Annotated in this window: 22 protein-coding genes; 7 read left to right on the top strand and 15 right to left on the bottom strand. The window is 66.2% G+C overall.

Going from position 1 to position 21306, the window contains the following annotated elements:
• Positions 1 to 74: 74 nt before the first annotated feature.
• Together QCE63_RS28925 and QCE63_RS28920 are read right to left on the bottom strand one after the other, a co-directional pair.
• Positions 75 to 1247 carry an FAD-binding oxidoreductase gene (locus tag QCE63_RS28925; protein ID WP_309837964.1) on the bottom strand — a complete coding sequence of 391 codons (1173 nt, stop codon included), beginning with the start codon at positions 1245 to 1247 and terminating at the stop codon, positions 75 to 77.
• A 54-nt stretch (positions 1248 to 1301) separates the two neighbouring features.
• Positions 1302 to 2801 carry an aldehyde dehydrogenase family protein gene (locus QCE63_RS28920; protein ID WP_309837963.1) on the bottom strand — a complete coding sequence of 500 codons (1500 nt, stop codon included), beginning with the start codon at positions 2799 to 2801 and terminating at the stop codon, positions 1302 to 1304.
• A gap of 264 nt (positions 2802 to 3065) precedes the next feature.
• Here QCE63_RS28920 and QCE63_RS28915 point away from each other — a divergent pair, with 264 nt between their 5' ends.
• On the top strand, positions 3066 to 3695 hold the full coding sequence (locus QCE63_RS28915) for an XRE family transcriptional regulator (protein ID WP_309839308.1): 630 nt from the start codon (positions 3066 to 3068) through the stop codon (positions 3693 to 3695).
• Here QCE63_RS28915 and QCE63_RS28910 read toward each other — a convergent pair.
• The 11 genes from QCE63_RS28910 to QCE63_RS28860 all read right to left on the bottom strand — a co-directional run bounded on the left by QCE63_RS28910 (position 3692) and on the right by QCE63_RS28860 (position 12394).
• Positions 3692 to 5185: a cytochrome P450 gene (locus QCE63_RS28910; protein WP_309837962.1), complete on the bottom strand. Its 1494-nt coding sequence runs from the start codon at positions 5183 to 5185 to the stop codon at positions 3692 to 3694. The genes QCE63_RS28915 and QCE63_RS28910 overlap by 4 nt on opposite strands.
• A gap of 84 nt (positions 5186 to 5269) precedes the next feature.
• A complete protein-coding gene (locus QCE63_RS28905; RefSeq protein ID WP_309837961.1) occupies positions 5270 to 5551 on the bottom strand; it encodes a type II toxin-antitoxin system RelE/ParE family toxin in 282 nt (93 codons plus the stop codon).
• Positions 5548 to 5745 (bottom strand): stability determinant, encoded by a 198-nt coding sequence (locus QCE63_RS28900; protein ID WP_309837960.1) that lies wholly within the window; start codon positions 5743 to 5745, stop codon positions 5548 to 5550. The genes QCE63_RS28905 and QCE63_RS28900 overlap by 4 nt, the downstream gene beginning before the upstream one ends.
• Positions 5746 to 5904: 159 nt before the next feature.
• A complete protein-coding gene (locus tag QCE63_RS28895) occupies positions 5905 to 6069 on the bottom strand; it encodes a type II toxin-antitoxin system RelE/ParE family toxin (protein WP_309837959.1) in 165 nt (54 codons plus the stop codon).
• Entirely contained in the window at positions 6066 to 6185 is a 120-nt protein-coding gene (locus tag QCE63_RS28890) for a type II toxin-antitoxin system RelE/ParE family toxin (protein ID WP_309837958.1), read from the bottom strand. Before QCE63_RS28890 ends, QCE63_RS28895 begins: the two co-directional genes overlap by 4 nt.
• A complete protein-coding gene (locus QCE63_RS28885) occupies positions 6185 to 6400 on the bottom strand; it encodes a stability determinant (protein WP_309837957.1) in 216 nt (71 codons plus the stop codon). The genes QCE63_RS28890 and QCE63_RS28885 overlap by 1 nt, the downstream gene beginning before the upstream one ends.
• Positions 6401 to 6469: 69 nt before the next feature.
• The gene (locus QCE63_RS28880) at positions 6470 to 7336 is read right to left on the bottom strand and encodes an IclR family transcriptional regulator (RefSeq protein WP_309837956.1); all 867 of its coding nucleotides are present in this window, start codon (positions 7334 to 7336) and stop codon (positions 6470 to 6472) included.
• A gap of 68 nt (positions 7337 to 7404) precedes the next feature.
• Complete coding sequence (locus tag QCE63_RS28875; protein WP_309837955.1) at positions 7405 to 8229, bottom strand: sugar phosphate isomerase/epimerase; 825 nt, start codon at positions 8227 to 8229, stop codon at positions 7405 to 7407.
• Positions 8230 to 8241: 12 nt separating this feature from the next.
• Positions 8242 to 8853 (bottom strand): NIPSNAP family protein, encoded by a 612-nt coding sequence (locus QCE63_RS28870; RefSeq protein ID WP_309837954.1) that lies wholly within the window; start codon positions 8851 to 8853, stop codon positions 8242 to 8244.
• Positions 8850 to 10598, bottom strand: a complete 1749-nt coding sequence (locus tag QCE63_RS28865) for an FAD-dependent oxidoreductase (protein ID WP_309837953.1) — start codon at positions 10596 to 10598, stop codon at positions 8850 to 8852. The genes QCE63_RS28870 and QCE63_RS28865 overlap by 4 nt, the downstream gene beginning before the upstream one ends.
• Complete coding sequence (locus tag QCE63_RS28860) at positions 10595 to 12394, bottom strand: FAD-dependent oxidoreductase (RefSeq protein ID WP_309837952.1); 1800 nt, start codon at positions 12392 to 12394, stop codon at positions 10595 to 10597. Before QCE63_RS28860 ends, QCE63_RS28865 begins: the two co-directional genes overlap by 4 nt.
• Positions 12395 to 12561: 167 nt before the next feature.
• Between QCE63_RS28860 and QCE63_RS28855 the strand changes: the two genes are divergently transcribed.
• From QCE63_RS28855 to QCE63_RS28845, 3 genes are all read left to right on the top strand, one after another.
• Positions 12562 to 14280, top strand: a complete 1719-nt coding sequence (locus QCE63_RS28855; protein ID WP_309837951.1) for a SulP family inorganic anion transporter — start codon at positions 12562 to 12564, stop codon at positions 14278 to 14280.
• A gap of 179 nt (positions 14281 to 14459) precedes the next feature.
• Positions 14460 to 15284, top strand: coding sequence for a shikimate dehydrogenase (locus QCE63_RS28850; protein WP_309837950.1), 825 nt, complete (start codon positions 14460 to 14462; stop codon positions 15282 to 15284).
• Between the two features lie 113 nt (positions 15285 to 15397).
• Positions 15398 to 15883, top strand: a complete 486-nt coding sequence (locus QCE63_RS28845) for a hypothetical protein (protein WP_309837949.1) — start codon at positions 15398 to 15400, stop codon at positions 15881 to 15883.
• An 8-nt stretch (positions 15884 to 15891) separates the two neighbouring features.
• On the opposite strand, the gene QCE63_RS28840 is transcribed toward QCE63_RS28845, so the two are convergent.
• Positions 15892 to 16851 (bottom strand): MBL fold metallo-hydrolase, encoded by a 960-nt coding sequence (locus QCE63_RS28840; protein WP_309837948.1) that lies wholly within the window; start codon positions 16849 to 16851, stop codon positions 15892 to 15894.
• Between the two features lie 162 nt (positions 16852 to 17013).
• Here QCE63_RS28840 and QCE63_RS28835 point away from each other — a divergent pair, with 162 nt between their 5' ends.
• Both QCE63_RS28835 and QCE63_RS28830 read left to right on the top strand, forming a co-directional pair.
• Positions 17014 to 17793, top strand: a complete 780-nt coding sequence (locus QCE63_RS28835) for a helix-turn-helix domain-containing protein (protein ID WP_309837947.1) — start codon at positions 17014 to 17016, stop codon at positions 17791 to 17793.
• Positions 17790 to 18602 (top strand): IclR family transcriptional regulator C-terminal domain-containing protein, encoded by an 813-nt coding sequence (locus QCE63_RS28830; RefSeq protein WP_309837946.1) that lies wholly within the window; start codon positions 17790 to 17792, stop codon positions 18600 to 18602. The genes QCE63_RS28835 and QCE63_RS28830 overlap by 4 nt, the downstream gene beginning before the upstream one ends.
• Here the strand turns inward: QCE63_RS28830 and pdxY are convergent, their stop codons facing one another.
• Positions 18603 to 19484: a pyridoxal kinase PdxY gene (gene pdxY, locus QCE63_RS28825; protein ID WP_309837945.1), complete on the bottom strand. Its 882-nt coding sequence runs from the start codon at positions 19482 to 19484 to the stop codon at positions 18603 to 18605. It abuts the gene before it with no gap.
• A 512-nt stretch (positions 19485 to 19996) separates the two neighbouring features.
• Between pdxY and glgC the strand changes: the two genes are divergently transcribed.
• The gene (glgC, locus tag QCE63_RS28820) at positions 19997 to 21271 is read left to right on the top strand and encodes a glucose-1-phosphate adenylyltransferase (RefSeq protein WP_309837944.1); all 1275 of its coding nucleotides are present in this window, start codon (positions 19997 to 19999) and stop codon (positions 21269 to 21271) included.
• Positions 21272 to 21306: the final 35 nt, after the last annotated feature.

Here is a 21306-nt window from a genome sequence, read left to right as displayed (position 1 = left end):
GCATTGTCGAATCGGATCAGTGCGAAAGCGGTGCTTTAAAGCACGCCACATTCCGCACTGCACTCTTCTATTAGTTACACCACATTCTTTTCCACGATCGGCCGCCCTTCCAGCACGCGCGTCCAATCGAGCGGCGACAGATCCAGCGTTTCGTAGCGCCCGTGCAGAATCAGTTCGCTGAGGCCGCGACCCGTCGCCGGACCCTGCTGCAATCCATGGCCGCTGAAGCCGTTGGCGAAGAAGCAATTCTCCACCTCCGGATGCGCACCGATGATCGCGTTCTGGTCGAGCACGTTGTACTCGTAATAGCCGGACCAGCAACGCTCGACCCGCAACGCCTCGAAGCCCGGCACGCGATGGGCGAGCGTCGGCCAGATCACGTCGTCGAAGAGCGCGTGATCGACTTCGTCGAGCGGCAGGTCGTCGGGATCGTGTTCAGCCGCAGGCGATGTCCCGCAGATGTACGTCTGCCCTTCGGGCCGGAAGTAGACCCCGCTCGGATCGATCAGCAGAGGCGCGCCTTCGAGCCGCGCCGGCGACGAGACATTGAAGATGCTGCGGCGGCGCGCATGCACGGGCAGGTCGATGCCCAGCATCGTCGCCACCGTCCGCGCCCAAGCGCCTGCGGCGTTCACCAGCACGTCGCACGCATAGGTTTCGCCGTTCGCCGCCTCCAGCGCCGTCGCGCGCCCGCCGTCACGCCGGATGCCCGTCACCTCGCTCGCCACGTAACGCGCCCCGAGCGCCTGCGCCTTGCGCCGCAGGGCCTGCACGAGACCGTAACCATCGAACCAGCCTTCGCCGCTCTCGCCATACGCGCCCGCCGCCAGATCCTCGGTATTGAGCCAGGGAAAGCGCGTGGCGAGTTGCGCGGCATCGAGCAGGCTGATGTCCGCGCCGAGTTCGCGTTGCAGCGCGTGATTTTCGCGCAGCGTCGCGGCCCCGGGCGCGGTTGCGAGGAACAGATAGCCGCCTTCATGCAGATCGATCGACGGCCGTTCGCCGTTCACCTCCAGCCGTTCGCCGATCGAGCGCAGGAACTCGATGCCATAGAGCGACATGCGCACCGAGAGCGGCGTCGAGAACTGCTGGCGAATCGACGCCGCCGACAGCGCCGACGACGAGCGCGCGTAAGTCGGATCGCGCTCGATCACCGTGACCTGCACGGTCGGATCCGCGGCCCGCAGAAAATACGCGACCGAACTGCCGATCACGCCGCCACCCACGATGACCACTTGAGAAGCCACGCCGCCTCCGTAACGAATGCCGCTGCCGATTCAGATGCCGAAGCCGCTGCGCGCTCAGCCCAGATTGAAGTCGATGCCCTGCGCCAGCGGCAATTCGGACGAGTAGTTGATCGTATTGGTCGCGCGGCGCATGTAGCCCTTCCACGCGTCGGAGCCGGATTCCCGTCCGCCGCCGGTTTCCTTCTCGCCGCCGAAAGCGCCGCCGATCTCCGCGCCGCTCGGTCCGATGTTCACGTTGGCGATGCCGCAATCGCTGCCCGAGGCCGACAGGAAGCGCTCGGCTTCGCGCAGGTCGGTCGTGAACGTGCACGACGAAAGGCCATGCACGGCCGCGTTGTTGGCGGCGATGGCGTCGTCGAAATCGCTGTAGCGCATCACATAGAGAATCGGCGCGAAGGTTTCCTTCAGCACGACGTCGGTCTGCGACGGCATTTCAACCAGCGCCGGCCGCACGTAGTAACCGTTCTCGTGCCCCTTCACGGCGACGCGCTCGCCGCCATGCACGGTGCCGCCCTCGCCCTTGGCCTGCTCGAGCGCGTCCTGCATGCGCGCGAACGCCTGCACGTCGATCAGCGGTCCCATCAGCACGCCGCTCTCCAGCGGATTGCCGACCGGCACCTTGCCGTAAAGCTCCTTCAGACGGGCGACGGTTTCGTCATAGATGCTCTCGTGCACGAACAGCCGGCGCAGCGACGTGCAGCGCTGTCCCGCCGTGCCGACCGCCGAGAACAGGATGCCGCGCAGCGCCAGATCGCGATTCGCCGTGTGCGAAACGATGCCCGCGTTATTGCCGCCGAGTTCGAGGATCGAGCGGCCAAAACGCTGCGCCACCGCGACGCCAACCTTGCGGCCCATTTCCGTGCTGCCGGTCGCGCTGACGATATCGGAACGCTTGTCCGCCACCAGCGCCGTGCCGACCTCGCGTCCGCCGATCAGCAACGCTGCCAGTCCGGCCGGCGCCGAGCCGAATTCATCGAGGGCGTCGCGCAGGATGCGATCGACGGCGAGCGCCGTGAGCGGCGTCTTTTCCGACGGTTTCCATACGACGGCGTTGCCGCACACGAGCGCGAGCGCCGCGTTCCACGACCACACCGCCACCGGAAAATTGAAGGCGGAGATGATCGAACACACGCCCATCGGATGCCAGGTTTCGGCCATCCGGTGACCCGGACGCTCCGACGCGATCGAAAGGCCGTAGAGCTGACGCGACAGGCCGACGGCGAAGTCGCAGATGTCGATCATCTCCTGCACCTCGCCCAGCCCTTCCTGAAGAATCTTGCCCGCTTCGAGCGACACCAGCCTGCCAAGCGCTTCCTTCTTCTCACGCAACCGGTTGCCGAGCAGCCGGACCAGTTCACCGCGGCGAGGCGCGGGCACGTTGCGCCAGGTGGCGAAGGCGTCGCGGGCGGCGGCCAGTGCCGTGTCGACGTCGGCGGCGGTGTGCTGCTTCACGCGGCCAATGACGTCGCCCGTGATCGGCGAAGCGACGGCGAGATCGCCGTCGGCGACGAGATGCGCGATGCCGAGGTCGGCGAGAATCGAATGTGCGTTCACGATGAGGGTCCTTTCGAAAGTAAGTCCGGCTCGCACCCTGTCGCGCGACGCGATGCAGCGGTGCTGTTTCTTATGAGAAACTTGAGTGAATTTCGGAAACTATACGCGCTGCGGCTCCGTGCCACAACCGCGCTCAATATCAGGGTTGTCACGCAGGCCCGTCAGCGCCTCCCAGCCTCCGCACGCGGCCCGCCCCGGCGTTATCGCGATGTTATGATCGGAAACAAAACGATGTCCTCCGCGACCCACGACACCCCTCTTCCCATGGCCAGCCCCAGCACGAAAAACCCGCCGGACACTTCCCCGGCCGATCTCGGACAGCGGGTCAGGCACGCGCGGCTCGCGCTCGACCTGACGCTCGAAACGGCGAGCCGCGTGTGCGGCGTGTCGCGTTCGGCGCTGTCGAAGATCGAGAACGGGCTGATGTCGCCGACCTTCGACGTGTTGCAGAAGATCGTGCGTGGCCTGCGCATCGACCTCGGCGAACTCTTCGGCACGGCGCCGGCGCCCAGCGCGAGCGGGCGTCGCGCGCTCACTCGCCGCGACGCGGGGCAGCGTCACGCGTATCGCGGCTATCAGATGGAACTGCTCGCCACCGAGCTCGCGCACAAGGCCATGCTGCCGTTCCGCATCCGCATCTCGGCGCACACTCTCGACGCGTTTGACGACTGGGGCCGCCATGAAGGCGAAGAATTCCTCTATGTGATCAGCGGCAGCGTATGCCTGTATTCCGAGCTGTACGCGCCCACCCAGCTGAATGCCGGCGACAGCATGTACTTCGATTCGCGTACCGGCCACGCGGCCATATCGACGAGCGAGGAAGATGCCGAAGTGCTGTGGATGGCGACGGGCGGCGCCGTGCCTTCCGCCGATCCTCCCGCCGACGCCGCTTAGCCGCCCGCTCGCAACGAGAGCCGCATCGGCATGGCGCTCGGTCCCACGGTGAATGCGCAGATTTCGTGGATCCGCGACGCGTCCATGGCGAGCCGCGCGGTGAAGTTCGCTGTGAGCATCGAGATCACGAGCCGCATCTCGACCGCCGCCAGATGGCGTCCCGGACACACCCGCGGCCCCGCGCCGAATTGCAGGTAGGCATGCGGCTCGTGCGCGCCGCGCTGCGCCGGACATTCGGCCGGTGCGCGCTGTTGCAGCCGGTGTTCGTGTAACCAGCGTTCGGGATCGTAGCGTTCGGGATCGGCGAAGTTGCGGGGGTCGAGCATCGCGGGACGGTGCAGCAGGAAGATCTTGGTGCCGGCCGGCAGACGCACGCCGCGCAGCCGCACGTCTTCGACCGGCTCCAGCGAAAGATACGGCGCGACCGGATGCAGACGGCTCGCTTCCGTGCAGAGCGCCTCGCACAAGTCGAGCGTGCGCATCGCGGCGTAGCCCGGGCACACGGCGGCATCGCCGAGGACCGCGCGGGCGTGCGCCGCGACGCGCGCCTGCAAGGCTTCGTCCGCGCCCAGGAACAACAGCGCCCAGGCGATGCTCGTCGCGGTCGTCTCCTCGCCCGCCACGAGCATGGTCAGCACGTTGGCGGCGACTTCGTCGTCGGTGATGCCGGAGCCGGGCACATCGCGCAACGCGAGCATCGCTTCGAGCAGATTGCGCGGTTCGACGTCGAGATCCATGAACGGCATCTCGCAGGCTTCCGCGCGCGCTTCCTCGCGCATGCGCGCACGCGTGCGGGCCATCAGCGCGCGGATATGGCGATGCACGTCGATCATCGCGGCGTCGAACTTGCGGTCGCGCGGGAGCTTCACGTAATGCCACCACGCGAACGGCGAATTGACGCGCGCCATCAGCGTCGGCAACAGCATGGCCAGTTGCTCCTGGATCAGCTCGCGCTCGTTCTCGAGCGTGTTCGGGTCGTCGCCGAGTGCGAGCGCGCTCGTGACATCGACGGTGAAACGCTTCAGGTCGTCGAGCATGTCGACCACCGCGCCGGCGCGCGCCGCGGCTTCCCAGCGGCGACGCAGACGCTCGGTGATGGCGGCGAGCGTCGGATAGAACGCCTTGATGTGCGGAATGGACAGCGCCTGCATGACGAGGCGGCGTTGCGACTCCCAGGCATCGCCTTCGATCGAAAACAGTCCGTTGCAGCCGAACTCCTTCAGGATTCTCTCGATGGGCGCATAGCGGCGATAGCGATACGGACGTTCGCGCAGCACCGTATGGGACAACTCGATGTCGTCCCAGACCGTCACGCGTGTGGTGCCGAAGCGGAAGACGTAAGGCGTGCCGAGTTCGGCTGCCCAGCGTTCGAGCGTCAGATGATGCGTGGCGGGCGGCAACTGATGCAGGTTGCCCAGCAGGGGAAAGCCGCGCGGCGACGGCAGGTCATCGACTTCGCGCAAGGACGGCGTAACGGGCGCTGCGTGCATGATCGGCCTCGCGAAGGCTTGATCCGGGCGGGAGGGTGCCGAGGCCCGCTGGTGGCGGCTCTACCATCCGCCGCGACCATACGGTTATAAAAAAGGGTAACTCTGCCGCGAATGAAGTACGTTGAGGGTCTCGATGTGTTCCTTCACTGCATACACAAGGATGAAATCAGGGTGAGCGACAATTTCGCGAGTTCCGGAAACGCGGCCAGTACGATAAAGATAAGGAGCTTGCGCGGCCGACTCAGGTGCCGCCTCGATTAGCCCTTTGATGATGCGGGCAGCGGCGGGACTGCGTTCTGCGATGTACTGAATAATCTCCTTGAGGTCGAGGCGCGCGGCTTGAGTCCAGACAACTTGTAATGTCAAGTAGCCCTCGACTTGTGGCGCCTCTCGGCATCCGCAATGAGTTCTTCCATTTCGGCCATGACCTTATCATGCGGAATGCGCGGCCGCGTATCCGCCATGGACCGTCTCACCTTCTCCCGAAACCACTTGTCATAGGCTTCGGCTTCTTCAACGGTGGCGAACTCGGACACGATGGGATCGAGCGGAGCAGTCATTTGCGGTTCTCGTTTCATTGTGAATTCATGATATCGCACGGCTGCGCAGCACGTCACCTCGGCCGTTCGGCCAGCGGAAGCGCAGTCACGCCAGGCATCACGTTTTGCCGTCCCTCGCGAGGGCTGCATAGGTCTTCGTAGCTGCCCTCGCGACGCACTTCACTCGCGCGGATAGCGCTGTCGCGCGTGAATCACGTTGACGACTTCGATCAATCCATCCACGACACGATATACGACAACATAATTCGGATGCGCAACGATCTCGCGCGTACCCAGCTCGCGGCCGGTTCGAAACAGATAAGGAGATAGTGAAGCAGGAATCACAGCGCTTCGATGACCTCGAGAATCGTTTTCGCTGCCCAAGGGTTGTATTCAGCAATGTAGTCCGTGATTTGATCGAGGTCATCCAGTGCCTGGAGCGTCCAGCGAATTGGGAGCATCAGGATCCAGACCTTTCCTTCTCTCTGATTTTTGCGTCCAGCTTGGCTCGAATCCGCGCCATGGCTTCGTCATGGGGAATGCGCGGCCGCGTATCCGCCATGGACCGTCTCACCTTCTCCCGAAACCACTTGTCATAGGCTTCGGCTTCTTCAACGGTGGCGAACTCGGACACGATGGGATCGAGCGGAGTAGTCATTTGCGGTTCTTGTTTCATGGTGAATTCATGATATCGCACGGCTGCGCGGCACGTCACCTCGGCCGTTCGGCCAGCGCGCCCCGCCGCTTACTTGCCCGTCGACTTCGTCCTGCCCTTGCCGCCCGCGGCCGAAGCCGGCGCCACATCCGCCGCCACGTCCGCCTTGCCCGCCGAGCGCTTGAAATAAGGCGAACTCAAGGTCGCCGCGCCCATGTCCGAAGCCGCTTCGAGCAACGCGGGCGCGAGCGCCTCCAGGCGCGCATCGGGCAGACGGCTGGTCGGCCCCGCCAGGCTCACGACGCCCACCACCACGCCCGTCACCGGATGATGGATCGGCGCGGCCATCGACGACATGCCCGCCTCGTACGTCTCGCTCGCAATGCCGTAGCCGCGTTCGCGAGCCGCCTGCAAGCCGGCAAGGAACTCCTGAATGCCTTTGGGCGCCTTCGGCCCGCCCGCACCCGGCTTGCCGAGCCCGCCTTGCCGCGCAACGAGTTCCAGCGCGGCCTCGTCGGTCAGCGACGACAGCCACGCCTGCCCGCTCGCCGTGCAATGCAACGGCGGCTGGCTGCCCATGTCGGGGTCGTAGCGCAGCCCGGATTTCGCGCCCTGCGCCTTGCCGACAAACGTAATGTGGTCGTCCTCCACGACGCCCACCCGCGCCAGTTCGCCCGATTGGGCCGCGAGCCGGTCGAGCACCGGCTGGGAGACGTCGAGCACCCCGCCCGTCGACAGATAGATGAGCGCCAGCGACACGAGCTTCAGCGCCAGCATGTACTCGCCGTGATCCTCATCCTGACGGACGTAGCCTTCGTCGATCAGCATCGCGAGCAGCCGGTGCGTGCCGCTGCGTGGAATGTTGAGCGTGTCGGCGATGGTGGCGAGCGGCATGCGCCCGCCGTTTTTCGCCAGCAACTCGATGATCGACAACGCCCGCTCCAGGTTTCCTGCCATCTTCAGCCTCTCGAAGTTCCAGTGCGGAATGAGAACACGATTCCACCTCGGAATTCAACCGCCGGATGTCATTCTTTTACGTATGCCGCGTCGAGCACGGCCAGCGTCGCCTCGCGCAAGCGCGTGGCGCGCGTGAGCGCATCAGCGGTGCGGGCCCACTGGTTCATCGGCGTTTCGATCGACAGCGGCAAATCCTCGGGCAGCGCGCGCAGGATGCCCGTCAGATCGAGGCCGCCTTCGCCCGGCATCATGCGCTCCGCGCGTGCCTGATACAGCAGCGTGTCGAGGTCCGTCGGACGCTCGGCGGGCGCGTCGCAGAATTGCAGATAGCCGAACCATTCGCGCGGCAGATCGGCGAGCGTGGCCGTCGAAGAACCGGCGCGGTCGAAATGGAGCGGATCGACAATCAGGCCCGTGTTCGCGCGCCCCGCCGCCCGCACGATCCGTGCGCCCTGCACGATGTCCTTCGCATCCGTCCACGGCATCGGTTCAAGCGAAGGCGACAGGCCATACGGCTGCGCAAGATCGCACAGCGCCGCGAGACGCGCGGCGGTACGCGCCTCGTCCGGGTCGTTGCCTGCGACCAGCACGTAGCGCGCGCCGAGTTCGGCGGCGGTCGCGAGCATCGGCTCGTACGCGGCGACGTCCGTGTCGGGCTTCAGGCGCAGGATCTCGGCATCGAGCACGCCAATGCCCGTGTCGCGCAACGCTGCCAGCGTCTCGCGCTTGAGCCGCGTCGCAGCCACGATCTCATGGCGCACCTCCGTTTCCGTCGCCGGCAGAAGGCGCAGGCCGACAAAATCGTAACCGGCGCGCGCCGCGCACTCGACCATCTGCGGCGGCGTCAGCTCCAGCACGGTCAGGGCCGACAGGGACAACTTGCGTCGTGACATGGCGGCGTCCCCTCAGCGCAGCGGCGAGAACGGCGCCGGCACGTAGATGGTCGATTCCATCGTCGTCAGATGGGCCGGTCCGCCCTTCGGCGGCCAGATGCCGTCCGCCACCGCTTCGGCGCGGATGCGCGAACGCTCGTCGACGCTCGCATACGGCCAGATGTTCAGAAAGCGCGGCACCGTGCCGTCGAGCGCGACCATCGCGCCGATCAGCGGCGAACGCTTCGTGCGCTCCGGCAACGCGCCCTGCCACGCGTCGATCGTGTGTTGCAGGCTCGCGAGCTTCGTGCCGTACACGCGCATCTCGTAGATGCCGCCGTGCACGGCGGGCTCGATCGGCGGAAGGAACGGGAACAGCGCGTAGCTGCTCACGTCGACGTCGGTGACGAACTCGCCGCAGCCGAACGGATTGCCTTCGAGCAACAGCCGCTGCCGTTCGCGCACGAGCGCCGCTTCCGAATCGAATCCGCGCAGCACCATCACGCGGCCCAGTGCGCCGATGTCGGAATACCAGCAGCCGAGCAGCTTCACGCCCGGCGCGGCGGGGCTCGCCTGGATGTGCTCGAACACGCGCGCGTTCGCGCCGAGTTTCACCGTCAACGTGACCGTGTCGTAGAGAGTCATTGAAAAGTCCTTGCCTGTGTGGAATGAGAGTCTTGTGCGCGGTCGCCACTGCCGTCATGCAGCGACGCCTGCGCCAGTTCGAGGCCAGCGAGGTAGCCGAAGGTCATCGCCGGGCCCAGCGTGATGCCGCCGGCTGGATAGTGCCCGCCCATCATGCTCGCGGCATCGTTGCCGACCGCATACAGCCCGGCGACGGGCGTGGCGGAGGCGTCGAGCACGCGCGCGCGGGCATCGGTGGAAAGGCCGGCGAAGGTGCCAAGGCTGCCGGGCACGATCTTCACCGCATGGAACGGGCCGTCCGCGAGCGGTGCGACGCAGGGATTCGGCCGATGCAGTGCATCGCCCTGGAAGCGGTTGTACGGCGTCGAGCCCTTGTGGAACTGCGGATCGAAGCCGTCTTTGGCGTACGTGTTGTAAGTGGCGACGGTCTCGGCGAGACCGCGCGCGTCGATGCCGCATTGCTGCGCGAGCGCTTCCAGCGTCGGCGCGGACTTGAGATAGCCGGCGCGTTGCAGCGGCCCGAGCGGAAACGGAAACGGCTTGGCCGCGCCGAGGCCGTAGCGGCGCTGGAACCGGTGATCGCACACGAGCCACGCGCAGACGTCCTCGCCGGGCGGCACGGTGCCGATCAGCGCCGAGACGAAATCGTGATACGACGACGCCTCGTTCGTGAAGCGCCGCCCCGCGCGCGTCACGGCGATCACGCCCGGCTTCGCGCGCTCGATCAGATGCGGAAACGCCGCCTCCGCGCCGTGCGCGCGCGGCACGAGCGAGACTGGCGCCCACGCGGCGGGCGTCTCCAGCGTATCGTCGAAATGCGCGCCGGCGTCGATGCCCACGCGAATGCCGTCGCCGGAATTGCTCGTGGGCGCGGCGGACCAGTGCGGCATGCAGGGAAAGGTGCGCGCCTGACGCGCCGTATCGTGCGGATAGCCGCCGCAGGCGAGCACCACGCCGCGTTTCGCCAGCACGTCATGCGGCACGCCGTCGATCTCGACGCGCGCGCCTGTCACACGCGCCGCGCCGTGCAACAGCGTCACGGCCTTCGCGCGTGTGCGCAGATCGACACCCCTGTCCGCCGCCGATTTCAACAGCCGCGCAACCAGCGCATTGCCGTTGACGAGATGCATCGAGCGGCCATAGCGCAGCTTCTGCCACGCGAACACCGCGAAGCGCCGCGCCACATGCCAGGCCGACGCGGCGCTGCGCGTCGCGTTCAGAAAATGCGTCAGGTCGGCGCCCGATGCGATCGCCATGCCGGCCACCGTGGTTTCGGCGAGCGGCGGCCGCAGACGGTCGAGCAGCGGGCCAAGCGCACGGCCGTCGAAAGGCATCGCGCCTACCGAGCGGCCGCCGCTTGCCGCGCCTTGCGTCGTGTGGAAATCCGGAATGCGGTTGCCGTCGATGAAGCGCACCGCCGTGTGCCGCTCGAAGAATTCGATCATGCGCGGACCGTGTTCGATCAGCGCTTCGGTCTTGGCGGGATCGAAGTGCGCGCCGAGTTCGCCTGCCAGGTACGTGCGCGGCGCATCCGCCGTTTCGACGAGCCCGGCCCGCTGCGCGAGCGGATTGCACGGAATCCACATCCAGCCGCCCGACCACGCGGTCGTGCCGCCGAACACGTCTGCCTTCTCGCAGACCAGCACGGACAAGCCCTGCTGCGCCGCCGTGACCGCCGTGGACAAACCGCCGGCGCCGGAGCCGAGCACCAGGACATCGCAATGGATCACCGGTAACGCGCTCATTTGGCCACCGCGTGCGCGTGCAGGCTCGACCCGATTTTCATAGGCAGCACCAGCGCGTCGTCCCGCGCATCCACCCATGCATTCCGCGCACGCGCCGCCGCATGCCGCGCCGCCAGATAGCCGAATGCGAGCCCCGGGCCGAGCGTGATGCCCGGACCCGGATAGACGCCGCCCATGACCGACTGCATGTCGTTGCCGCAGGCGTAGAGACCGGCAATCGGCTGATTGTCACGGTTCAGCACGCGTGCGTCGGTATCGGTGACGAGTCCGGTCGCCGCGCCGATATCGCCCGGATAGAGCCGCACCGCATAGAACGGCCCCCGCGCAATCGGCCCGAGGCACTTGTTCGGTCCGCTCCAGTTCGCGTCGCCGTTGGCGTTCTGGTACGCGGTCGTGCCGCGCTGGAAATCGGCATCGACGCCCGTCTGCGCATACCGGTTGTTGCGCGCGACGCTGTCGGCAAGGCCCGTCCGGTCGATGCCGAGCCGGTCCGCCAGTTCGTCGAGTGTGCTGCCTTCGACGAGATAGCCGTCAGCGAGAAACGGCGCGAGCCCCTTGCCGCCCGGACGCACCATGCCGAGCCCGTACTTGCGCAACCCGTCCGCATCCGTGACGAGGCACGCGGGAATCGACGGCTGCGTGCGATTCGCTTCCTGCAGCGCGATGCCGAACAGGTGATACGAGGCGTTCTCGTTGAGAAAGCGTCGGCCGTTGCGATCGACCACGATCATCCCCGGTTTGCCGCGATCCATCATGAAATGCGGGAACACGGCGGTGCTGCCGTCCGCACGTCTGCGCGTCGACACCGGCGCCCAGAACGCGTTCGACCGTGCGCCCTCACCAAAGCGCGCGCCGGCCGCGAGCGCCAGGTCCTGCGCGTTGCCGGTGTGTCCCGGCGCGCCGGCGCACCAGGCGGGATCAGCGCCCGGCAGCAGTTCGGCGCGCCGCTTCGCGTGCCGGTTGAAGCCGCCGCTTGCGAGAATCACGCCGCCTGTCACGCAGATACGCCGGCGTTCATTGACCTGACTCAGCGACAGCGCCTCGATGCCGCGTTCGCCCGCGTGCAGTGCATCGACCCGCGTGCGGGTGAGGATCGTCACGCCGCGCCGACGCAGCGACAGGAGCAGCCGCCCGATCAGCGCGTTGCCCATCACGAGCCGCGTACCGCGCGGTGCGTTCAAGCGGTCGCGCGCGTGCCGTGCGAGCAGCGTCGCTGCGTGCCGGAACGACCTGAATGATTTCGTCATGCCGAGCAAATGTCCGACGTCGTCGCGATCGACCATCATCCCGCCGAGCACGGTGAACTCGGGAAGCGGCGGCCGAATCAGCGCGAAGTCGCGGCCGAGCGTACGGCCGTCGAATGGCAGCGGCTCCAGCGCGCGGCCGCGCAGCGTCGAGCCTTCGACTTCCGAGAGGTAATCCGGATGGAACGGCCGCGCGCGGTACTTCACCTCGCTATGGGTCTCCAACTGCGCGACAGCCTTCGGACCGGCTTCGAGAAACGCGCGGCGCATCGCGGCCTGGCTGTGCGCGCCAACCGCGCGATCCAGGAATGTTTCGGCATTCGCGACGGTGTCTTCAGGGTTGACGCCCGGCCCGTGCAAGGAACCCGGTATCCATGTGGTGCCCGCCGAATAAGCCGTCGTGCCGCCTACGTATTCCGTGCTTTCCACGAGCAGCACGCGCGCGCCGTCGATGGCCGCCACCAGCGCCGCCGACATCCCCGCGCCGCCTGCGCCCACCACCACAACGTCGAATTGCTCGTTCGGCCCTAACTGTTCAAGTGTCTCCACCATCGATATGCTCCGATCCCCGCTCATTCGCTGAACTTTCTTCTATTTCAGAATCCTATTCCACTTTTGCGAATGACGCAAAGCCATTTTCGTTCGATGGACCCTCGCACGGCTTGGCAGCCATCCGCCATTGGGGCACGATTCGCTTCTTCGATGACACGCGTCCGCCCATGCAGCCCACCCCTCGCCGGCCCGCCCTTCATGCCTGGCTGTTGAAAGGCATGCTCCCGCTGAATCGCGCCGCCGCGCTGCGCGATGCGCTGGCGGGCGTCTCGCTTGCCTCGATGGACATTCCGCAGGTGCTCGGTTACGCGCGCATTGCGGGGATGCCGCCCGTCACCGGCCTGTACACGGCCTTCCTGCCGCTGTTCGCGTTTGCGCTGTTTGGCGCGTCGCGGCATCTGGTTGTCGCGGCGGATTCGGCGACGGCGACCATCCTCTCCAGCCGGGTCTCGACCATGGCTGCAATGGGCAGCGCTGAATACATCGCGCTCGCCGGCATGGTTGCATTGCAGACCGCCGCGCTGTTGCTGCTCGCGCGGCTCTTCAAACTCGGCTTTCTCGCCGATTTCCTGTCGCGCACGGTGCTGGTCGGCTTTCTGGCGGGCGTCGGCGTGCAGGTGTCCGTCGCGATGCTCGGCGATCTGCTCGGCATGACCGTGCCCGTGCCTTCGTCGCGCAGCCTCGCGCAACTGGCCTATGTCGCCTCGCACGCGCTGCAATTCCATGGGCCGACCTTCGGCCTTGCGCTGCTTGTGATCGTCGCGATCCTGCTCGGTCAGCGCGCCGCGCCGCGCGTGCCGATGCCGCTGATCGCGGTGATCGGCAGCATCGTCGCGAGCAAGATGTTCGATTTCGCGGCGCATGGCATCGCGGTGCTCGGACCCCTCGACGGCGGCCTCCCCGCGCTGCGTTTTCCCGCTGTCACCTGGCAGCAGTGCCTCGACCTGATGCCCGTCGCGGCCTCGTGCTTCGTGATGATCATCGCGCAGAGCGCGGCGGCGGCGCGCGTCTATGCGCAGCAGTATCGCGAGGACGTCGACACCAACGCCGACATCCTCGGTCTCGCGGCGGCCAACACGGCGGCGGCGTTCAGCGGCACCTTCGTCGTCAACGGCAGCCCCACGCAGACCGCGATGGCCGAACGCGCCGGCGCCCGCAGCCAGTTCGGACAGATTGCATTCGCGGCGGTGGTCGCCGTCGTGCTGATGTTCCTGAGCGGCTATCTGCGCTACCTGCCGCATTGCGTGCTGGCGGCGATCGTCTTCACGATCGCCATCGGCCTGGTCAATGTGCGGAGCCTGCGGGACATTCGCGTCGAGAGTCCGGGCGAGTTCACGTTGGCGCTGGTGACGGCGGCGGCTGTCGTGATGATCGGCGTGGAGCACGGCATCCTGCTCGCCGTGGCGTTGTCGCTGATGCGGCACGTGCGCCACAGCTACCGTCCGCACACGATGGTGCTGACGCCCGTCCCGCCCGACGGCCGCTGGCAGTTCATGCCCACCGCGCCGGGCGCGATGACCACGCCTGAAGTCATCGTGTATCGCTTCGGCGCAGATCTGTTCTACGCGAACGATCACTTCTTCACGGTGGAAGTGACGGAACTGGTCGATTCGGCGTCCGGCTGTCTGCGCCATCTCATCGTCGATGCCGGCGCGATAACCGATCTCGATTACTCAGCGGCGCGAACCATCGGCGATCTCGTCGAAACCCTGCGGGCGCGCGGCATCGCGGTGAGCTTCGGCCGGGTGAATCGCTTCCTGCGCGGCGACATGGATCGGCACGGGCTGACGCGCGTGGTGGGAGCGTCGAACATGTTCGGAACCTTGCATGAAGCGCTGGCGGCGGGGGGCGTTCCCGCGCAGATGCACGGATCGGATCCGTTGTAAGCGGCTTTTGACGGCATCGCTTGCACGATGACCTTTCTGAGTTTATGGCGGGTCCAAAAAAAGACGATTAGTTGCAGGCTAACGCTCTTATTCTTGAACACGATTCCACTTTAGATTAGAGTTCGTCATGAACAGGCGAACCGCTCCCGGTCGCCTCGAATTTCAACTCGGAGGCAGCAATGGCGCAGGACCCCTCTTTCTCGGCCTCGCTCGACGAAGGTCTGAGCGGCGCGACCCGCGTGTACTTCATCGTCGGCGATCCCATCGCGCAGGTACGCTCCCCGGCCGGCGTGACCGCCGCGCTGCGCGCGCAAGGCCAGGATGCGATCGTGATTCCCGCGCACGTCGCGCCCGCCGACCTCGATACGTTCTTCGCCGGTCTTGCGCCCTTGCAGAACTGCGACGGCGTGATCGTCACCGTTCCGCACAAGTTCAGCGCGACATCCTTCTGCAGCACCCTGACCGACGAAGGCCGCTTCCTCGGCGCGGTCAACATGCTCAAGCGCAATGCAGACGGCAGCTGGCACGGCGGCGCGTCGGACGGCATCGGCATGGTCGCGGCGCTGCGCGACGCTGGCTGCGAACCCACGGGCAAGCGCGCGCTGCTGATTGGCGCGGGTGGCGCGGGATCGGCGATCGGTCATGCGCTGGTGGATGCCGGCGTGGCGACGCTCGCCATCCGCGATTCCGACGCCACGCGCACCGATGCCCTCGCCACGCGACTCGCCGCATTGAAACGCGGCGCGGTGCAGGTCGCGGACGACGCCGGCGCGGAAACCTACGACCTGATCGTGAATGCGTCGCCGGCGGGCATGCGTGCGGGCGATCCGCTGCCGATCGACGTCTCGCGCCTTGCGCCCACGACCTTCGTCGGCGATGTCGTGACCAAGCCGCCGCTGACGCCGTTCATCGAAGCGGCCCGCGCGCGCGGCTGCGTCACCGTGACCGGCACGCAGATGTTCGGCCGCGTGTGCGACGCAATTGTGGCGTTTCTGGTTGCCTGAGCGATCCGTCGGTCGGAAAAAGGCTCACGCGCGACGCATGCGAAAACACTCATAACAAAGGACTCGGGAACAATCCGTACCGCCGTTCCTTCGTTACCCAAAGGAGTCTCGCCATGATCTTCCATGCCTCGATTCCCGCCAACGATCCGAAACACGTCGCGCAGGTGCTGGCCGAACTCTGGGATGGCTTCGCCGCGCCGTTCTCGCCGTTCCCCGACGCGTGGATGGCGGTGGCGGGCGACGAGCGCGGCAGCATTATCGAGGTCTATCCGGGCGACCGCGTGATCACGCCGGGCGATGCACAGGAAGAGAGCGTGGGCTACGGCGCGGAAACGGCGCCGCGCCCGCGCTACAGCGCGTTCCATATGGCGATTGCGACGCCCCTGACAAGCGCGGAAGTCATCGCGATCGGTGAGCGTGAAGGCTGGCGCGCGGTGCATTGCACGCGCGGCAACAACTTCTTCCACGTGATCGAACTGTGGATCGAGAACTCGACGATGCTCGAATTCCTCACGCCCGACATGCAGGCCGAATATCTGGCGTTCTCGACGCCCGAGAACTTCAAGGCGATGGCGGCGGCCAATCCGTATCAGGCATAAGCGCCTCGTCAGTCCTGCAACGCGGCCCACATTTCCTGATCGCGCTGAGCGGTCCAGATGCGCGGATGCCGGATGCCGCTCGCTTCGTCATAGGCGCGCGACACGTCGAACGGCAGGCAGTGCTCGTAGATGAAGACGTGGCCGAATTTCGCGTCCATCGACTTGCGCGCGTGCGCCATTGCGCCCTTCAGGTCGAGCTTCTGCGCGACGGCCTCGCGGCCCGCCTGAAGCAGCGTCGTGACGAAGTCCTTCGTGTAATCGAGCCCCTTGTGCACATCCGCCGGCGACAGCAACGCCGGGCCGCGTCCCGGCACCAGCTTGTCGGCGTTGAGCGCGCGCAAGGCTTCGAGCGTCGCGGGCCAGTCCTCGAGCTGCGCGTCGCCGCAATAACAGGCTGCGTCGTACTCCACCAGATCGCCTGAGAACAGCACTTTCTGCGACGGCAGCCACACCACGGTGTCGCCCTTCGTGTGGCCTGAACCGAGATGCGCGATCCGCACTTCGAGCTTGCCGAGGAACAGCGTGATGTCCCGCTCGAAGACCAGCGTCGGCCAGGTGAGACCGGGCACCGTCTCGACGCCCGCGAACAGACGCGGAAAGCGCTCGATCTCCGACTTCATGTCCTGCTCGCCGCGCTCGACGATCATCTCGTAAGTGCCGCGGCTCGCGATCACTTCCTGCGCGCCTTCCTTGAAATACGCCGATGCCCCCAGCACGCGCACCGCGTGGTAATGCGACAGCACAACGTACTTGATGGGTTTGTCGGTGACGCCGCGAACCTTGTCGATCAGGTCTTGTGCCATCGCGGGCGTAGCGGTGGTGTCGACGATCAGCACGCCGTCGTCGCCGACGATCACGCCCGAGTTCGGATCGCCCTCCGCCGTGTAGGCGTAAGCGTTCTCGGAGAGCTGCGTGAAGGTGATCTTCTTCTCCTGCAGATCGGCCTGCGATGCGAAAGCCTTTGCCATGATCGTGTCCCGTCCAGTCTTGTGAGGATGAACCGATGATCGATGCGCGCCTATTCTTTGTCAACAGCAAGTCCACTTGCCATAGACAAATTTCGGGTAAATACTGAAGGGCATCGGCCGTTCGGACGAACCGCCCATTTATCTCGAATCATGGAGCGCGCCTTGGCCCGTCCCCTTCCCGCCGCGCGGCATGCAGCACCCGGCGAAACGAAACAGCAGCGCGGCATTCAAAGCGTCGAAGTCGGCGCGCGCCTGCTCGACGCGCTCGCGATGCGGCGCGAACCGCTCGCGCTCAGCGCGCTCGCGGACGACGCCGCAATGTCCACGGCGCAGGCGCACACCTACCTCGTCAGCCTGACGCGGCTCGGCCTTGTGAAGCGCGACGCGCTGACCGGCAACTACGAGCCGGGCCCGCTTTCGCTGCGGCTGGGCGTCATGAACCTGGAGCAACAGCCGGCGTACCGGGCGGCGGCGCCGCGCGTCGCCGCGCTGGCGCTGGAAACGGGTATGAGCGTGGCCGTCAGCGTCGCCGGGCCGCAAGGGCCGACGATCGTGCGCTACGAACGCGGCGGCCAGCCCTTGCATGTCAATTTGCATGTCGGCACGGTGATGTCGCTGTCGGCCACGGCGACAGGCCGCATCTTCCGCGCCTTCGACGCTCCCGCCAGCATCGCGGCCATGCAGGCGCATCAGGCGGAAGCCGAGGTGCCCGGCAGCGGCGCGCGGCTCGACGAGATCCGGGCGCGCGGCATCGAACGCGGCGTTGATGCGCCGAGTCCGGGCGTCAGCAGCATGAGCGTGCCGGTGTTCGACGCCGCGCAACGGATGCAGCTGGCGCTGACCGCGATCGGTCCAACCGGCCTGTGCGACGTCGCCTGGAACGGAGTGCTCGCACGAGCGTTGCAGCATGCCGCACGCGACCTGACCGGCATCCTGTCATGACGGCGCTTTCCCCCGACCCCCGTCCGCAGCGCGGCATCAATGCCCTCGATGCGACCGGCGAACTGCTGCATGCGCTGGTGGCGGCGGATGCTCCGCTGCTGCTGCGCGACCTCGCGGCGGCGGCGGGCATGCCGCCGGCCAAGGCGTTCGCGCATCTGGTGAGTCTGGTGAAAGTCGGGCTGCTGTCACGCGACGACGCCGGGCGCTTCCACGCGGGTCCGTTGAGCCGCGAGCTGGGCCTGATCGCGTTGCAGCGCCTTTCGCCGATTCGCGATGCCGAAGCGGAGATCGTCGCGCTCGCGGCGGATACGTCGATGACGGTCGCCGCCGCCACGCTCGGCCCGCTCGGACCGACGGTCATCCGGCTGGAGGAATCGTCGCGGCCGCAGCACATCAGCCTGCGCATGGGCACGGCGATGTCGCTGGTGAACACGGCGATTGGCCGGGTCTTCGCGGCGCATCTCGGGGACGACGTGCGGGCGAATCTGCTGCAACAGGATGGCATCCGACTCGCGGGCGTCCCGTCGACAGCGTTGGCAACGAGAGATGACAGTGACTACCGCGCGACGTTGTCACGCATCCGCGAACAAGGCTTCGATACAGCGCTCGATGCACCCGTGCCCGGCATTCACTCGCTGGCCGCGCCGGTCTTCGATCACACCGGCAGCGTGTGCCTGGTGCTCGCATTGATCGGTTCGGCGGGCGGTTTCGACAGCGCCGCCGATGGCCCGCTCACGCGCGCGTTGCTGGCCGCGACGCGCAGGCTGTCCTGGCGTTTCGGCTTGCTTGAAGCGAGCGAGGCGAGCTAGTCAGGCCCGCTTGACAGTTTCGGTGCCCATCACGCGGATGGCGGGAAAGCGGTCGGTGGGTTTCGCGATCTCATCCTGCGACGCGACGATCTCGAGCTCATAGCGCCCGGCTTCGTAGGTCGCCTTGACCACCGCGTTGACGGCCGCAAGCGTGTGTTCGAGCGCATTGCGGAGCGAATCTCCAAGCAGCGTGCGCGCGACGAACACGCCGCTCGTCAGGTCGCCGACGCCGACCGGCTGACGCGCAAACGGATACAGCGGACGTTGCGCGAACCACGCCTCGGTCGGGCCGACTGCAAGCATGTTGAAGGTATCGGCGCGGCTGTTGCGATCGAGCAGATGCTTGACGAGCACGATGCGCGGCCCGCGCGCGATGATCTCGCGACAGGCGTCCACCGCTTCTTCCACCGTCTCGATGGTGCGTCCGACGAGCTTTTCCAGTTCGACATGATTGGGCATCAGTGCGTCGGCGATGCCGGGCATCGTGGTAACGAGGAAGTCCTCGATACCGGGCGCGACCGTGCAGCCGCCCGTCTGCCCCATGACCGGATCGCAGAAGAAGAGCGCGCGCGGATTCACCGCCTTGACCATCTTCACGATCTCGACCACCGCGCGTCCTTGCTCGGGCGCGCCAAGATAACCCGAGAGCACCGCATTGCACCGCCCCAGCACGCCGATCGCGCCAATGCCTTCGATCACGCTCTGCAACTCGTCGGCGTCGAAGGCGCTGCCGGTCCAGCGGCCATACTGCGTGTGATTGGAGAACTGCACGGTGTTGAGCGGCCAGACGTTGACGCCCAGCCGTCGCATCGGAAATACCGCCGCGCTGTTGCCCGCATGGCCGAACACCACATGCGATTGAACGCTCAGGACGTTGTTCATATTCTGATTTCCCGCTGGGTTCCAGTTGTTCGGTCCGACGAAACGTCGCCTTGCAGTGCAGCGATCGCGGGCGCGCGCGAAACGCCTGACTGGGCCGGTCCATTCCGGACGCGCGCCGGCCTCGCGTGTCTTGTATTGTGCCGTGCCTCGACGCACTGCGGCACGGCCTCTTCGTTTTAAATCGACGAAGCTTGAGTTGTCGAGCGTCACGAACATTGACGCCGGTACGGCAAGTCCGCATACGGTCATTCGGCATGCGCCTTGCTCGGTGGGAACACCGGCGGCATGGTGCAGACCATCTCACGGGCGGCTCAGGCCCGCCGCAGGGACGAACGTCCGGCAAAAAAACGGCCGACTTCCGCACAGGAAGCTTCACGCCGCCTGATAATGCGTAACGACAGCGCCGCCACCCGCGCTGCGCACGCACTCCCGGCATCGACATCAGACATACGCACACGAGGACGAACACACGGCAGGACATCCATAGTCGCAGGTCAAATCAGGAGGCTGGAATGGAGACGCTGATCAAGAATCGCACCGATTTGCAGAAGTCGACCCTCGCAATCGTCCTCGCCGGCGGGCGCGGCACCCGCCTCGGACCGCTCACCGACAAGCGCGTGAAGCCCGCCGTCCACTTTGGCGGCAAATACCGCATTGTCGATTTCGCGCTGTCCAACTGCCTCAACTCCGGCATCCGGCGCATCGCCGTCGTCACGCAATACAAGGCTCACTCGCTGATCCGCCACATGCAGCGCGGCTGGGGTTTCCTGCGCGGCGAGTTCAACGAGTTCATCGATATCTGGCCGGCGCAGCAGCGCGTCGATTCGAGCTGGTATCGCGGCACCGCCGACGCCGTGTACCAGAACATGGACATCATCCGTTCAATCGGCCCGGAATTCGTCATCGTGCTGGCGGGCGATCACATCTACAAGATGGACTACACGCGCATGGTGCTGGACCACGTCGAGAGCGGCGCGGACTGCACGGTGGGCTGCATCGAGGTGCCGCGCATGGACGCGGTGGCGTTCGGCGTGATGCACGTCGACGAGAACCGCCGCGTGACCGATTTCCTGGAGAAGCCCGCTGATCCCCCCGCGATGCCCGGCAAGCCCGACATCGCGCTCGCAAGCATGGGCATCTATGTCTTCAGCGCGAAGTATCTGTACGAGATGCTGCAGGACAATATCGAGAACTCGAACACCGATCACGACTTCGGCAAGGACATCATTCCGCGCGTCGTGACGACCGGCAAGGCCATCGCGCATCCGTTCAGCATGTCGTGCGTGACGTCGTCGAGCGACCCGGAAGCGCCGGCGTACTGGCGCGACGTCGGTACCGTCGATGCCTATTGGGCCGCGAATCTCGACCTCGCTTCCACCATTCCGGAGCTCGATCTCTACGACCGCAAGTGGCCCATCTGGACCAACCAGGAGCAGCTTCCGCCCGGCAAGTTCGTGCGCGATCTGAACGGCCAGCAAGGCGCCATCACCAACCTGCTGGTCTGCGGCGGCTGCGTGATCTCGGGTTCGCAGGTGTCGAAGTCGGTGTTTTCGTCGGCGGTGCGGGTGCACTCGTTCTGTAACATCAATGAGGCAGTCTTGTTGCCGCAGGTAACCGTCGGGCCGAGTTGCCGGCTGCAGCGCGTCGTGATCGACCGCGGCTGCACGGTGCCCGAGGGACTCGTGGTGGGCGAGGATCCGGACGACGACGCCGCGCGCTTCTTCCGCACGGAGTCGGGCGTCACGCTCATCACGCGGGATGCGCTCGCGCGGCTGTCGCAGGGATAGACGCGGGCTCACATGACCATCAACCCACGGGAGCG

Origin of the sequence: Caballeronia sp. LZ065 (assembly GCF_031450975.1) — a bacterium.
GTDB lineage: Bacteria > Pseudomonadota > Gammaproteobacteria > Burkholderiales > Burkholderiaceae > Caballeronia.
This window is presented reverse-complemented; position numbering and strand designations above follow the sequence as displayed.

Coding starts and splice junctions, on each gene's coding strand:
- QCE63_RS28915 (WP_309839308.1), top strand. CDS start 3,066: ATGGCCAGCCCCAGCACGAAAAACCCGCCGGACACTTCCCCGGCCGAT.
- QCE63_RS28910 (WP_309837962.1), bottom strand. CDS start 5,185: ATGCACGCAGCGCCCGTTACGCCGTCCTTGCGCGAAGTCGATGACCTG.
- QCE63_RS28900 (WP_309837960.1), bottom strand. CDS start 5,745: ATGACTGCTCCGCTCGATCCCATCGTGTCCGAGTTCGCCACCGTTGAA.
- QCE63_RS28890 (WP_309837958.1), bottom strand. CDS start 6,185: ATGCTCCCAATTCGCTGGACGCTCCAGGCACTGGATGACCTCGATCAA.
- QCE63_RS28885 (WP_309837957.1), bottom strand. CDS start 6,400: ATGAAACAAGAACCGCAAATGACTACTCCGCTCGATCCCATCGTGTCC.
- QCE63_RS28880 (WP_309837956.1), bottom strand. CDS start 7,336: ATGGCAGGAAACCTGGAGCGGGCGTTGTCGATCATCGAGTTGCTGGCG.
- QCE63_RS28875 (WP_309837955.1), bottom strand. CDS start 8,229: ATGTCACGACGCAAGTTGTCCCTGTCGGCCCTGACCGTGCTGGAGCTG.
- QCE63_RS28870 (WP_309837954.1), bottom strand. CDS start 8,853: ATGACTCTCTACGACACGGTCACGTTGACGGTGAAACTCGGCGCGAAC.
- QCE63_RS28865 (WP_309837953.1), bottom strand. CDS start 10,598: ATGAGCGCGTTACCGGTGATCCATTGCGATGTCCTGGTGCTCGGCTCC.
- QCE63_RS28860 (WP_309837952.1), bottom strand. CDS start 12,394: ATGGTGGAGACACTTGAACAGTTAGGGCCGAACGAGCAATTCGACGTT.
- QCE63_RS28855 (WP_309837951.1), top strand. CDS start 12,562: ATGCAGCCCACCCCTCGCCGGCCCGCCCTTCATGCCTGGCTGTTGAAA.
- QCE63_RS28850 (WP_309837950.1), top strand. CDS start 14,460: ATGGCGCAGGACCCCTCTTTCTCGGCCTCGCTCGACGAAGGTCTGAGC.
- QCE63_RS28845 (WP_309837949.1), top strand. CDS start 15,398: ATGATCTTCCATGCCTCGATTCCCGCCAACGATCCGAAACACGTCGCG.
- QCE63_RS28840 (WP_309837948.1), bottom strand. CDS start 16,851: ATGGCAAAGGCTTTCGCATCGCAGGCCGATCTGCAGGAGAAGAAGATC.
- QCE63_RS28830 (WP_309837946.1), top strand. CDS start 17,790: ATGACGGCGCTTTCCCCCGACCCCCGTCCGCAGCGCGGCATCAATGCC.
- pdxY (WP_309837945.1), bottom strand. CDS start 19,484: ATGAACAACGTCCTGAGCGTTCAATCGCATGTGGTGTTCGGCCATGCG.
- glgC (WP_309837944.1), top strand. CDS start 19,997: ATGGAGACGCTGATCAAGAATCGCACCGATTTGCAGAAGTCGACCCTC.